The organism is Brachybacterium squillarum M-6-3 (assembly GCF_000225825.1).
Lineage (GTDB): Bacteria > Actinomycetota > Actinomycetes > Actinomycetales > Dermabacteraceae > Brachybacterium > Brachybacterium squillarum.
Map to the genome: position 1 here is coordinate 702,582 of NZ_AGBX01000001.1, position 13,185 is coordinate 715,766.

The following is a 13,185-nucleotide window of genomic DNA, read 5'->3' on the forward strand; positions in this document are numbered from 1 at the left end:
TGCACGAGGTCAGCGCGGCGATCGGACCCGAGAGGCCCTAGGATCGCGGGATGGCTGCCCACCCCGCCCCCGTTCCGTCCTTCTGGTGGTCCGGAGACCGCTCCGAGCGGTACTGGGTCGAGCAGCTCCGGACAGACGAGTACGGCGACCGCCTCATCGCGCCGGACGACCCCCGGTACGCCACGATGCACGGGGTGGAGGTCGGGGACCTGGTGCTGCGCTGGTACTCGGAACGACACCCGGACGGCGGTACCCGGCGCAGCGGGATCCATGCGGTGTCCCGGGTGATCGGGCGGCTCCGGCCGAGCACCGACCTCTGGGAAGGGAGTACGTGCGTCGAGGTCCCCCTGACACGCCGGACGATGCTGGACCGTCCGGTGCTGCTGACCGACCTCAAGCGACGTGAGGAGGAATTCCGGGCGTCGTCGGAGGCCCTCGCCGAGGCTGTCGCGCCGATGCCCCGCCATTCCCCGTGGCAGTTCCCTCGCACCGGCCTGAAGCCGATGACGAAGTACCTCACCAAACTCACCCGGGCCGACCTCGAGGTGATCGTCGCGGACCACCCGCACCTGGCGACCGCCATGACCCGCGCCTGAGCGAGCACGGGTCACGGCGGCCGGCCGGTCAGAGGCTCTTGCGGCGCTTCCGGGCCTCCGGATCGGGGGCCGGCACGACCGGCTGGACCCCCTGCAGGACGGACACCGGGGTGCGACGGATCTCCACCGGGTCGGTGACCGTCACCCCCACGCCCTCCGCGGCGACCTCGGCGGCCACGGCGGCCGCCGGACTGGACGCCGCGGCGCCGCGGCCCCCTGCGGCCCGCGGCCACAAGGGGTGGGAGACCACGAGGGCCCGGTCGCCGTTGCGGATGACGGGGATGCCGAGGTCACCACGGCGTTCCAGCGCACTGCCCCGGGAGTTCGCGCCCAGGTAGTCGTCCAGGACCCGCTTCAGGTCGTCGACCTGTGTGAACCAACGCTCCGGGTCGAGCTGCGCGCCGGCGGCGAGATCGAGCATGTCCAGGGCGAGCCGCCAGTTCAGGGCGCCGTGGAGACGCTGGTTATCCCATCCCTGTAGGCAGTCCGGGCACAGGGCGGTGCAGCGCCGGCGGTGACGACGCTCCGTGTACTCCCGGGTGAGGTCGTCGCGGGTGGCCCCCAGGAGCTTCTCCAGGTTCGCCTCGCGGCCGAACTCCTCCGCGTACCCGGCGCCATTGGCCGCGGCGTCCGCCAGATAGACGCGCAGCGACTCGGCTCCCGTGTCGGGGTCCCGGAACGGGTACAAGCCGCTCTGGAGCTCCTGGGGGTCCACGTCGAGGCTGACCTTCGCCGAGCGTCGGAGGATCTCCGCGAACGAGAGGTACGCGCTCATGCCCGCCGGGAGGACGGCCGCGTCCGCAGGGACCACTCCGCCGGGCACAGCCGGGTCCCGGAGACCGAAGGTGACGGCGTCGGTCACGCGGGTGAAGCCGAGGGCGACGTCCCCGAACCGCTTCCCGTTCCGCCCCTCCGGCGGGAACTCGAAGAGGTCGTCGTTGACTGCATAGAGCTTCCGGCTCCACTCGCGCAGGTCGTAGAGCGAACCACGGTTCGCGTTGAACTGGACGATCCGGCTCTGAGGGAACCGCTCTGCGTGCAGACTTCGGAGGTCCGTCGTCGATCGGGCCTCGCCGGTCGGCGCGAAGGTGGGCTGGGACCGACCCGTGAGCGCGGTGGACTCCCCGCGGTAGTCCTCTGCATGCTCCCTGGAGGCCCAGAATCCGCGGGGCTCGACCATCCGCACGATGCCGAGTTCCTCCCCGCACAGGGGGCAGGCCCCCTGGACGAGGTCCGCGGGGGCGACGTCACCGCCCGAGCCGGATCCGACGTCCGCGAAGCTGCAGGAGCGGCAGGTGCTGAGCCATTTCACAGGTCCCACGGGATCCCGGTGCAGGAAGTTCCCGGCCTCCCCGGTACCCTTCCGCGCGTACCCGGGCGCGAAGTCCGCGAGCCCTTCCACGGTGTACACCACGCCGTCGCGGACCACTTGAGCGCCCGGTGCGTAGGACGACAGGGCCTGGGCGAGGTCCCGGTCGGCCACCGTGGCGTCCTGGACGGCCTCGGAGACGGTCTGGTTCTTACCCCGCCGCGGCACGGAGTGGTAGAGGTTCCGCACCAGGGTGGGGAAACCGTGCATGGGGAGGACGGCACCTCGGGCGGCCACCTCGGAGAGTTGACCCTCCAGGGCGGTCGGATCGGCCTCCTCGGCGCTGCCGACGTCGTCCCGGACGGCCTGGTCGATGCGCTCCACGAGGTGGTCGAGCACCTCCCGGACGGCTGCGGAGCGTTCGGCGTCGGACAGGACGGTGCCGACGAGGAGGGATTGCCCGAGTCGCTCCACGTGATCGACGTTCCGAGCAAGCCAGGACGCCAGGTGCTCCCGGGTGGTGCCGTTGAACCACTGCTGCACGGTGCCGAAAGTGCCGTGGCCGCTCGCCGCGGTCCACTTGACCTCCGGACACGTCAGGAAGCAGTCCTTCAGGACGGCGGAGGCCAGGACCCGTTCGGAGACCTGGCGCCGTCCGGACATCAGGTAGGGCTGCGGGGCGGGGTCCCCGGTGATGCGATCCGCGTGGCGGTAATAGTACTGGTCGTGCTCGGAGTCCCGGCACACGGTGATCGCGTAGGAGAAGTGCTGTCCAGATCGACCGGCACGGCCCACCCGCTGCTGATAGTTGAACCGCTGGGGCGGCATGTTGGCCATCACCACGCTGTTCAGGCTGCCGATGTCGACACCGGCCTCCATCGTCGTCGTCACACTCAGGACGTCCAGTGGGTCCGCGAGATCGGACTCACCCAGGGCCTCGAGGGTGATGCCCTGGAAGAGACGTTGACGACGCCGTTGGACCTCGGCCGGGCGGGTCTGCGCGGTGAGTTCCGCGGTGGAGATCCGTCGGGGCTCCTGTTCGGCGAGCTCCCGGTAGTAGCTCCGGCCAGCATCAGCTTCCTCGATCGGCTCCAGGACGCCGCCACTGCACCCGGTGTTCGCGCACACCCCGGCGGAGGGGTGCAGGTGACGGAAGGTGCAGACGCTGCACTGGTACATCGTCCCGGTACCCGCCGAGACCGTCAGCGGCCGCTGCGCCATCCGCGGCAGGATCCGCCATCCCTCGTCGAGGTACGTGAGCACGAGCGCTTGCTCGACGCCGTGTGCGAGGGTCTCCGCTTCCTCGAGGCCATGGCGCTCGGCGACCCGGCCCAGGTAGTCGCGGACCGGTGCCGGGGCCGCGCCGTCCATCGAGGCGTTCCTGCCCTTCTCGCGGAAGCCACGGAGGCCCAGGATGCGGAGGACGGAGGCGACGACTTCCTGCGTGGTCACCTCGTCCAGGCCCGGGAGGGGATCCAGGTCGTCGACCGGCCGCAGGAAGCCGATGCCACTGGACTCACTGTCCCGCCGCGTCCCGTCGAAGATCAGGTCGACCAACTCGCCCGCCAGGTCCTCGTCGGCCTTGCGGGCGAACTCCCGGGCATTGAACCCGAAATCCTGGGACCACGCCCCGGGGGTGGGCGACGGGAAGGCGCGGTACCAGCGATGCACCCTCCCTCGGACCTCCGAGGGGTACTGCTTCGCCGATTCCGCGACACCGGCCGGGCTGATCCCCGCGGCCACGGCGGCGTCCCGGACCGCGGAGACGATCTGGTCCCAAGTACGCGTCCCGGCCTTCTCCAACGCGTCCCGGAACTCCGGTGAGAGCTCGCCCGAGTCGATCTCGGCAGCATGGTCCACGTCCCAGTTGCCCAGTGACGCGTCCAGATGGTCGAGCACGGCCTGTTCGTCGGGGGTCAGTGACCTCGCCGTCCTCCGGTCCAGGCCCCTCCGGATGATGTCGAGCTGCTGCTCGACCGTGGTGCCGTCGATCAACTGGCGAGCCAGGGCGTGCGCCAGGAAGTCCACGTACTGGCGGTGGTCGAGGCCGGCAGCGGTGCGGGCGGCGGTGTCCCGGTTGTCCGTGAAGATGATGGTCCGGTAGTCGGCAGGCTCGTCGCCCATCACCCGGGGGAGCCGGCGCGCGTACACCTGGACGAGCTGCCCCGGGGCGGTGCGGTGGGCACGGATCGGCGAGTGCACCCGACCGCCCGCCCGGTAGTCGCGCTGCCGGGCGACGAGCTGCTGGGCGCAGGCGAGGCACCGGTCCGGGAGCGCCGGGAAGCTGTCCGGGGCCTTCCGGGCGTCGATGTCGACGAGGAAGGCGTTGCCCTCCCGCTCGGCGACCCTGGTGTCGAGGCGTCCGGAGGAATGGAGCAGCCCGGCGCCCACCATGTGCTTCACCTTCCCGGCTGTCCACTCGGGTTTCGTCGCGGGCCGGTCCGTCGATCCGCGGAGCCACACCCACCGGTAGTCCCGCCGGGTGCGCATGTTGACCATCTGCGAGGTCGCGTTCTCGAGTTCGAAGGGGGTCGCGGACAGGTACTCGACCCCTGGGGTCGAGGCGTCCCGGTGCACGTACCCGCCCAAGCTCACGTCCCCGCACTCCGTGCAGTACAGCAGCTCGAGGACCCGTGCCCCGCAGTGTTCGCAGGCCGCGGCCGGGGCGGCGTGGAGGGCGCCGATCCGGGGGTCGTCCTGGGCCGGCGCCTCCGGACAGGACGGGTCGATACAGGCCCACAGACCGGCCTGCGCGCGGGCGAAGACGTGCGCACGGAGGGGCAGGGTCTTCTCGTCCCCGGCGGTCGCGATCGTCGACAGGACCCGGGAGAGCGCGCCCGTCCGGACAGCGGAATCGTCTTCGTCCCGGAACAGGCGGCGGGCCACCTCCCCCACTCGGGTGGCGCGGAAGGACGTGGAGGTCGGGTCCTCCACGTCGCTGCGGCAGGCAGCGGCGACCTGCTCCGCGAGCCGTGGGGCGTGCTCCGGTCGCCAGTCCTCGGCGGTGCGGAGGGGCTCGAGCGGGGGGACGGCCTCGGCCCGACCCGCCGTCACGTGGAAGGACTCTCGCGGCGCGCCGAAGAACTCCTCCAGGTAGGCCCTGCCGGACTCATCGGCCTCCAGGGACGCCGAGGCGGCGATGATGCGGAGCTGCGGGGAGTCGGGGCGCAGCCCGATCCGGTCGAGGAACCGCCGAAGCAGAAGGGCGACCTCCGTGCCGGCCGTCCCCCGGAAGGTGTGGAGCTCGTCGACCACCAGGGTGAAGACGGCGCCGGGCTCCTCGCGCAGCCAGGTGGCGGTACGCTCGAACATCTCCTCCTCGTGCTCCCGCATGAGCATGACGTTGAGCATGGCGTAGTTGGAGATGAGCAGGTCCGGGGGCGCGGCGAGGAAGTCCTGACGGTGCACCATTTCGTTGCGGCGCGGATCGCTGAAGAGGTCGAGCTCCTCGCCCTGCCGCTCCGCGGCGACCAGGTCGTACTCCTTCTCCAGCTCGCGGATCTTCTCGGCGTCCTGGGCGAGGCGGTCCGCGGACACGGTGGCTGAACTGCCGGGGGTCGCCCCGGTGTAACGACCGAACCAGATGCGCGCGCGAGGGTCCGCGGCCTCGAGCCGGCGCACGGCCCGTCGGAGCCGCACGAGCTGGTCCTCCACCAGGGCGTTGGTCGGGTAGAGGATCAGCGAACGGAGGGCGGCCGTGCGCCGCTCGTGCTTCCTGACACCCACCGAGGTGATCTTGTCCGCTGCCCACCACCGGTCCACAGGGCCCGGGGTGGGCCAGCCGCGGGCCTCTTCCAGCAGACGAGTGAGCACGGGGAGCAGGAAAGCCTCCGTCTTGCCACTGCCCGTTCCCGAGGTGACCACCACATGAGGGCGGTCCGTGCTGCCTGAGAGCGAGTGCTCGAGGGATTCGGCCTGGTGGTCGCGGAACAGGACGTCCGCTCCGGTGTCCAGGTGCGGGAACAGCGCACGGGCGACGGTCATCATCGTGTCGGGTGGGGTCCCGAGCGCCTCGGCCACGTGCTCGACCGGGACCTCCGCCGGGTAGCGGAGCACCGGCTCGAGCAGCTGTTCGGCGAAGGTGTTGTCCGCGTCCAGGACGAGCTCCCGACGCGCTGCGGCGATGCCCGGGTCACGAAGACGGAAAGCGGTCTCGTAGTAGGAGAGGTAGGCGTCCCGGAGGGACTCCTGCAGCTCGAACGGCGTCGTGGTCATGACGTGATCCTTGCGTGGAGGGTGGCGGCGATGTCCTCGGGGACACCGTGGTAGGTCAGGGAGAAGGCGCTCCGGTCAGGGGTGGGGACGCAACCGGCACAGAGCACCGCGGTGCGCTCGTAGAGCTCGGGGAGCCGCGCACCGAGGGGCACGGTGAGCGTCCGGCTCCGCGGCTCGTACCCGAGGAGCGGAGTCCGGACGCCGAGGGCCGCGAGGTGCTTTCCGAGGTCCACGTCGGCCGGGGCGGCGGTGCGTTCCCCGATGTCCGTGGCGCCGCGGTACCAGTACTCGCGCCGGTACCCGCGGTGCCGTCGGTACAGGCCGGGGGCCTCCCACCCGGCGACATCGATCCAGGCGAGTTCGTCGACCCGGTACATCTGCCACGGCCCGTCCACCATCGTGACGTCACGCCGAGGGAGGTCCCGCGCGACCTCGGAGAGGTCCGGCAGGACGTCGGCCAGGCGGGCGTACGACCGCCCCGCGTCCGTCACTCCCGCCAGGGCATCGTGGGCCAGGAACGCCTCGGCCCCGACCCCGTCCACGACGCTGAGGTGCATCCCGGTGGCCGCGAGACGGACGGACCCACCGAGCTCCTCGGCGGCCGCCTCGGCCCCATCGAGGCTCTCCAGGTCCCATGCCCCGGTCAACGCCGGTCGCCCGTCGGCCAGGACACTGACCGAGGCCTCCCGGGCCTCCCACCGATCCCGACGGAAGAACGCGTCGCGCGACGTCTCGACCGTCCCCAGCGCGGAGAGGTCCCGGAGCAGCTGCGGGTGGTCCTCCGTGAGGTCCGGGGCCTGGGAGCTCAAGGCCAGCAGCATGGCCACGTCCCCGCTGTGGAGGTGCGCGATGGCGTCCTCGACGACCACGGGCGGGATGTCGTCCGCCTCGATCTCCGGCAGGTCCACGACCGGGAGGGTCGCGACGTCCACCGTGTCCTCCGCCGCCGACGCCGGCACGGCGCGTCCCTTGGCCCGGAGCCTCGCCGCCCGTTCCTCGGGCTTCAAGGCCATCCAGTGGCTGGTCGGGGAGCGTCGCACCGCGCCGCATTCCGTGCACACGCCCGTCTGCCATGTCGGCCGCTTCTGACCGTCGAGGAAGGTGGGGAAGTGGAATCGGTGGTGCCCGCTCACGAGACAGGACCGGGTCGAAGGATCCGGGAGGAGCAGGGTCCTCGTCTCCGTGCTGCGGCGCACATGACGGGACGCCCAGTCGACCGCGGGCGGGGGCCCGGACACGGGCCGAGACCGTCCCTCACCGTCCACGAGCGCCCCCCGTACGAGCGCCGCTTCCGGGAGGGTCCGGGCCGCGGTCGCATCGAGGGGCTCCTCGTCGTGCCCGAGGCTCGGCCGGAGGCGCCATCCTTCGACACTGCGGGTCCGACCGGAGCGGAGGCGAAGCGTCTCGGACTGCATCAGGTCCCCTCCCGCGGAGGCACGCAGCTCGATCCGGTAGTCCCCGTCGCCCACCCCGTCCGGGAGGGCGATGACCTCCGGTGTGGTGATGCCGGCACGCAGCGTGACGGGTGCGCCCCCCGTCCTCAGCTCGGTCAGACGGAGATCGTAGGTGCCGCTCTCCGCGCCGAGGGTCACGACCACTTCCGGGACGGCGTCGGAGTGCCACCGTCGTACGCGTCCGGGTATCCGGATCCCGCCGCGGACGTGGAACTGCGTGCTGACGGACGCCACCAGGGGGCTGAGCTCGTCCTCCACCTGGTACCCCTCCGGCACACTCCCGGGGACGAACCCGTCGACCACGAGCCAGTCGGCGGGCAGGCCGTGCACCTCGACGTCCCGCCGCCCGGAGAAGGCGGTCCGCCGGAGGAGGTCCCGGAGACGGTCCACGAGCTCGTCGGGGGTCTCCGGACTGACGAGGATCCGATGTCTCGCCCCGGACACGGCGCGCCGCACCTCGACGAAGGTCCCGGCGGCCTCGTCCTCGACGAGGACCACGATCCGACGGGGGGACCGGACCAGTTCCCGTCCGTCCTCGTGCGTCAGCGCGATCTCCTTGTCCAGGAGCTCCGACGGGCGGACACCCAGTTCGTAACCGGCCACGAAGGACGTCGAGGTCGACACCGGACGGGGATGGACGGGCTCCTGCCCCCCGCTGTGGCGCAGGGACCACGTCCCGGGATCCGGATCGCGCCGCACCATGAACCCCAGATCGGCGATCTCCTGGTCGTCCGCCCGCCCCCGGACCAGGATCCCGAGCATGACGCGTTCCCTGTGGAGTCCGCGTGGCGTCCCCGGGGCCTCCCGCTCGACGCTCTCGACGCTACCGTCCCAGCCTTCGAGCTCGGAGATGGCGACGTCGACGATCCGCCGTCGCGCCTCGGCCGCCGACCACTTCCCGGAGAGCTCCTTGGAGGCGCCGCTCCCGGGGGAGTGGACCCATTCGGCGACGACCTCGCCCATCTCGGACGGGGAGACCGAGGAGCGCGGGGCGAACCCGAACTGGTGGAACATGCGTCGCAGGGCCCGGCGGTCGGCGGCACGCACCAGGGCCTGGGAGACCGGCAGTCCCACGTACCGCTGTCCCGACGTGGCCCGGGCCGACGGGAGCCCGTAGCGCCCGTCCATCTCGTCCAACCACCAAGAGAAGGACTCCCAGAAGGTCTCCGTCACCGTGAAGTCCCGGCGGAGCTTCTGCTTGTCCCCGGACCCGAGCCGCAGGACGGGGAGCAGGTGCTCGTAGTAGTTCGTGGAGGACACGTACTTGGCCCCGGTCGCGGACTCGTCCATCTCCTGTGCCGCGATGACCGTGGCCGTCAGGAGCGCGATCACCGGAGGGGGGAAAGCCATCTCGGCCAGCTCGGTCGCCCCGCGCCTCTCCCCCGCGTCCTTCCGCCAGCGCAGCAGGTCCGTCTCCAGATGGACGAAGAGATTGCTCCGGAACTCCGGCGGCTCGAGGGCTCCGCGCACCACGTCCAGGAGACGGTCGCGCCCGGTCCCGCGATCGAGCCCGAACCTCTCCTCGAGATGTGCGTACATGTCCGGAACCGGGTCCAGGTAGAGCGGCCGCCCAGAGTTCTCCTCCCGGAGGAAGTACTGGTTCAGTTGCTCGTTCCACTTCCGATACGTCTCCAGGGGCGTCAGCGTTCCCCGTCCCCGTCGACCCACCGTCACTCCTCCATCCGACCTGTGTGGCACGATGCGGCACCACTCACACCATTGTGACTGCCACCACCGACGGACGAGGGTGGAGTTCGGATCCGGAGATCACGATTGAATCAACCGCTTTCCGACAGTGCCCGATATGTCTCCGCAATGATCTCGGCGCATTCCGCGACATCGTCGTGCTCCCAGAAACGCAGGACCGTCCACCCGGTGGCGTGCAGTCGGGCGTCGGTGTCGCGATCTCTCGCCACATTGCGCCCGAGCTTCTCCGCCCACCACGCATGACGGGTCCGAGGCGCGGTGCCGTGCTCGGGACACGCGTGCCAGAAGCATCCGTCGACGAACACCGCGAGGCGCACCCTCGTGAAGACGATGTCCGCACGCCGCCGCGGCAGGCCCGGCAGGGGGTGGTCCACCCGGAACCGGAAGCCGCGGCTGTGGAGGGACCGTCGGAGGGCGGTCTCCGGCGCGGTGTCGCGACGCCGCTGCCGCGCCATCCTCGCGGAGACCGAGGTCGCGACCGGCTCCGGCCCGTCGACGGGCCCTCCCGGTGGTGTCGGCGCGGGGGGTGTGTCGGGAACCGTGGAGGATGCACGGAACCCGGGCGGGCGCCGGCTAGGATCGGGGGTCGTGACCACAACGCCCCCTTCCTCGGACTCCGGGAACCAGCCGATCCAGGTCCTCGACCTGTTCGCCGGGGTCGGTGGGCTCAGCCAGGGCTTCCGCGAGGGCGACCCCCGCTACCGGACGGTGGCGGCCGTCGAGTCGGAGCCGCGCGCCGCCGCCGGCTACGCGCTGAACCACGGGGCCGATGTCCACGTGGGGTCGATCCAGGAATGGCTCTCCACGGAGGAGGTCCCGTCCGCGGACATCGTGATCGGTGGCCCGCCCTGTCAGGGCTTCTCCGCACTCGGGGCCCGTCGTGCCGATGACGAACGCAATTCCCTGTGGCGCCATTACGCGGAGGCCGTCCGCCGGGCAGGACCGCGATACTTCGTCCTGGAGAACGTGCCCCAGTTCCACCGGTCGGCCCAGTTCCCCCTCTTCGAATCGATGACGGAGCCCGGTGGGGACCTCGCGGACTACGCGATCTCCGCGCACACCGTGAACGCTGCGGAGTACGGGACGGCACAGGTCCGCAAGCGCATCATCGTGGTGGGGCATCACCGGGACCTGACCGACCCGGGCATTCCCGCGCCCGAGACCGACCGGACCGCGTGGACGACGCTGGCCGACGTGATCCGTGACCTCCCGGTCCCGGAGGAGATCATCGGGGGCCGTCTCCACGGGCTCCCGGACGGGACCACCACGCCGGGACCGTACCGGTCGGACGAGCTGCACGTGACGCGCACCTACTCCGACCTCTCGCGGCGCCGTTTCGCGGCGATCCCGTTCGGCGGGAACCGCTTCGACCTCCCCGACGACCTGCTGTGCGAGGCCTGGAGACACCACCCCTCGGGCAGTGGGGACGTCATGGGGCGTCTCCGGTGGAACCAGCCCTCGGTCACGATCCGGACCGAGTTCACCAAGCCGGAGAAGGGCCGCTACCTGCACCCCGTCCAGGACCGTTCCATCTCGCCGCACGAGGGGGCACGCATCCAGGGGTTCCCGGACGACTACCGCTTCGTCGGTCCCATCACGCAGATCGTCAAACAGATCGGCAATGCCGTCCCCATCCCCCTCGGACGGGCGCTCGGCGCGCACCTGGCGCCTCTCCTCACGACGAACTGATCCTGAGGCCGGCACACGTCTCATCCCTGGCCCCGCCTCGCCCCCGGCAGCCGCAGCACCCCGAACCCCGCCAGCCCCACCACCGGAAGTAGCGGCCACCACCACAGCGCCCCGCCCGGGCCGACCACGCCCGCCGAGGCCATCACCGCGAGCCCGGCGATCACGCACAGCGCGGCGGCGACCGGCCGCCAGGGCGCCGGGGCCGGGCGGTCGTCGGGTCGCGGATCCTCGAAACGGCCCATGACCAGCACCACCAGGCCGGTCAGCACCAGCAGGACCAGCACCCACAGCGGGCGGGTCAGCCACCAGGTACCGCTCAGCGGCTCGGGCAGCAGCACCCGGGCGTCCAGGCCGAGCAACAGGTGCGCGAGGCCCACCATCACGGTCAGGTGCCACAGGAACCAGGTCATGATCCGCCGGTTCATCGCGACCGTCACCAGCCACACCCGCGGCCGCGACAGCCAGGCCGCCAGCGGCCGCTGCAGGCTCAGCACCGCGCCGGCCTGCAGCATGCCGAGGAAGGCCATGGTCACCCGGGTGGGGCTCGAGTTGGAGATGGCGTCGGTCCCGGCGGAGATCATCGAGACCGGGTACGGGCCGAGGCCGACCAGCAGCAGCAGGCCCACGAGTCCGATCGCCGCGAGCAGCATCCGTTGCCGCGGTCGGACCAGTCGGCCGTCGAGCCAGGCGTAGCCGACCTGGTGGAAGGCCGCCCAGACCAGCAGGTAGTTGGGGTAGCCGAGCACCGGCGAGCCCAGACCGATGCTCACCGCGTCCACGACGGCGGCCAGCAGCACTCCGCCCGCCACGGAGGCCCAGCCGAACCGCTCCCACAGCCACAGGCAGGGAGGCGCCACCAGGATCACGAGCAGGTAGGCGGCGAGGAACCAGGTGGGGATCAGCGCCATCTGCGAGGCCAGCCGGGCCGCTTCCCGATCCCCGCCGGCGGCGACGACTGCCACGCCGATCACCAGCCAGGTCAGCAGCAGCGGCACCAGGGGGACGCCGAGGCGCCGCAGCCGTGCCCGCAGCCAGGCGCCGTAGCCGGTGCCCTTGCGGCGGGCGGAGCGCCAGGAGAGCCCGTTGGAGTAGCCGCCGACCAGGAAGAACACGGGCATCACCTGGAACAGCCAGGTCAGCGGGTGGGTCCAGGCGGCACGGTCGAGCACGCCGTGGGGCTGGATCCCGCCGTCGGCGTCGACGGCGATGATGGTCCAGTGCCCGAGGACCACGACGGCGATGGCGGCGGCCCGCAGGGCGTCGACCACCCGGTTGCGGGTGGCCGGGGTGGCGGCGTCGAGCCGTGCGGCCCGCTCCGACACCCGCCCGCCGCTCATGAGTCCACGAGGGTGACCTCGAAGGAGTAGCGGGAAGCGCGATACACGTGCCGCCCGACCTCGACCACGGAGCCGTCGTTGGCGAAGGCCGTGCGCTCCATGGTCAGCAGGGCCGCACCGAGCTCCTCCCCCAGCAGCTCGGCGTGCTCCTCGTCGGCGACGGTGGCGCCGATCCGCTCCTGGGCCAGCACCGTCGCGATACCGCGTTCCCGCAGGGAGGCGTACAGGCCGGTGGCGGCGAGGGCCTCGCGGGAGGGGGCGATGCGCTCGGGCACCATGTTGCGCATCACCGCGAGGGGCTCCCCGTCGGCGTAGCGCACGCGCAGCAGGTCCAGCACCTGCTCGCCGGGGCCGAGCTGCAGGCGGTCGACGGCCTCGGGGCCCGGCCGCCCGATGCGGTACTCGACGATCTCCGTGCGGGGCGCCTTCCCGGCGGTGCGGAGGTCGTCGTACAGCGAGGTCAGAGCCACCTGGCGGTGCACGGGCGCCTGCACCACCTGGGTGCCGACGCCGCGCTTGCGCACCAGCATCCCCTTGTCCACGAGCTCCTGGATGCCCTGGCGGACGGTGGGCCGGGAGAGCCCGAGACGCTGCGCGAGGGCCAGCTCGTTCTCCAGGCGACTGCCGGGGGGCAGCACGCCGGACCGCACGGCCTCCTCGATCGCCCCGGCGAGCTGGAGGTACAGCGGCGTGGCGGAGGACCGGTCGACGGTGATCTCGAGGGGGGCGGCGACGTCGCGGGAGACGCTCATCGTCTCCTCCTTCCCAGCATTGGTCAGGACAAATATACGGCCCGGGGCGGGCAGGTGCCCGGCCCCGGGCCGTCGTCGCGGGCGGGAGGGTCCCGCCTCAGGTCACTTCCTCAGGTCAGCACGGCA

At 71.7% G+C, this 13,185-nt stretch carries 7 protein-coding genes; 2 read left to right on the plus strand and 5 right to left on the minus strand.

The window, feature by feature from the left end:
- Positions 1 to 50 precede the first annotated feature (50 nt).
- A complete protein-coding gene (locus OM98_RS03125) occupies positions 51 to 596 on the plus strand; it encodes a hypothetical protein (protein ID WP_010533115.1) in 546 nt (181 codons plus the stop codon).
- Between the two features lie 28 nt (positions 597 to 624).
- Here the strand turns inward: OM98_RS03125 and OM98_RS03130 are convergent, their stop codons facing one another.
- The 3 genes from OM98_RS03130 to OM98_RS03140 all read right to left on the minus strand — a co-directional run bounded on the left by OM98_RS03130 (position 625) and on the right by OM98_RS03140 (position 9,736).
- Positions 625 to 6,120 carry a DEAD/DEAH box helicase gene (locus tag OM98_RS03130; RefSeq protein WP_010533116.1) on the minus strand — a complete coding sequence of 1,832 codons (5,496 nt, stop codon included), beginning with the start codon at positions 6,118 to 6,120 and terminating at the stop codon, positions 625 to 627.
- Positions 6,117 to 9,113 (minus strand): hypothetical protein, encoded by a 2,997-nt coding sequence (locus OM98_RS03135; protein WP_139017555.1) that lies wholly within the window; start codon positions 9,111 to 9,113, stop codon positions 6,117 to 6,119. The genes OM98_RS03130 and OM98_RS03135 overlap by 4 nt, the downstream gene beginning before the upstream one ends.
- A gap of 239 nt (positions 9,114 to 9,352) precedes the next feature.
- Positions 9,353 to 9,736, minus strand: coding sequence for a very short patch repair endonuclease (locus OM98_RS03140; protein ID WP_010533118.1), 384 nt, complete (start codon positions 9,734 to 9,736; stop codon positions 9,353 to 9,355).
- A gap of 133 nt (positions 9,737 to 9,869) precedes the next feature.
- On the opposite strand from OM98_RS03140, the gene OM98_RS03145 reads away from it, so the two are divergent.
- Positions 9,870 to 10,970: a DNA cytosine methyltransferase gene (locus OM98_RS03145; RefSeq protein WP_010533119.1), complete on the plus strand. Its 1,101-nt coding sequence runs from the start codon at positions 9,870 to 9,872 to the stop codon at positions 10,968 to 10,970.
- A 20-nt stretch (positions 10,971 to 10,990) separates the two neighbouring features.
- Here the strand turns inward: OM98_RS03145 and OM98_RS03150 are convergent, their stop codons facing one another.
- Both OM98_RS03150 and OM98_RS03155 read right to left on the minus strand, forming a co-directional pair.
- Complete coding sequence (locus OM98_RS03150) at positions 10,991 to 12,307, minus strand: acyltransferase family protein (RefSeq protein ID WP_033194806.1); 1,317 nt, start codon at positions 12,305 to 12,307, stop codon at positions 10,991 to 10,993.
- Positions 12,304 to 13,059 carry a GntR family transcriptional regulator gene (locus tag OM98_RS03155; RefSeq protein ID WP_010533121.1) on the minus strand — a complete coding sequence of 252 codons (756 nt, stop codon included), beginning with the start codon at positions 13,057 to 13,059 and terminating at the stop codon, positions 12,304 to 12,306. The genes OM98_RS03150 and OM98_RS03155 overlap by 4 nt, the downstream gene beginning before the upstream one ends.
- Positions 13,060 to 13,185 lie beyond the last annotated feature (126 nt).

Bases quoted from the DNA above. Each gene is read 5' to 3' on its own strand.
- OM98_RS03125 (WP_010533115.1), top strand. From the start codon at position 51: ATGGCTGCCCACCCCGCCCCCGTTCCGTCCTTCTGGTGGTCCGGAGAC.
- OM98_RS03130 (WP_010533116.1), bottom strand. From the start codon at position 6,120: ATGACCACGACGCCGTTCGAGCTGCAGGAGTCCCTCCGGGACGCCTAC.
- OM98_RS03135 (WP_139017555.1), bottom strand. From the start codon at position 9,113: ATGTACGCACATCTCGAGGAGAGGTTCGGGCTCGATCGCGGGACCGGG.
- OM98_RS03140 (WP_010533118.1), bottom strand. From the start codon at position 9,736: ATGGCGCGGCAGCGGCGTCGCGACACCGCGCCGGAGACCGCCCTCCGA.
- OM98_RS03150 (WP_033194806.1), bottom strand. From the start codon at position 12,307: ATGAGCGGCGGGCGGGTGTCGGAGCGGGCCGCACGGCTCGACGCCGCC.
- OM98_RS03155 (WP_010533121.1), bottom strand. From the start codon at position 13,059: ATGAGCGTCTCCCGCGACGTCGCCGCCCCCCTCGAGATCACCGTCGAC.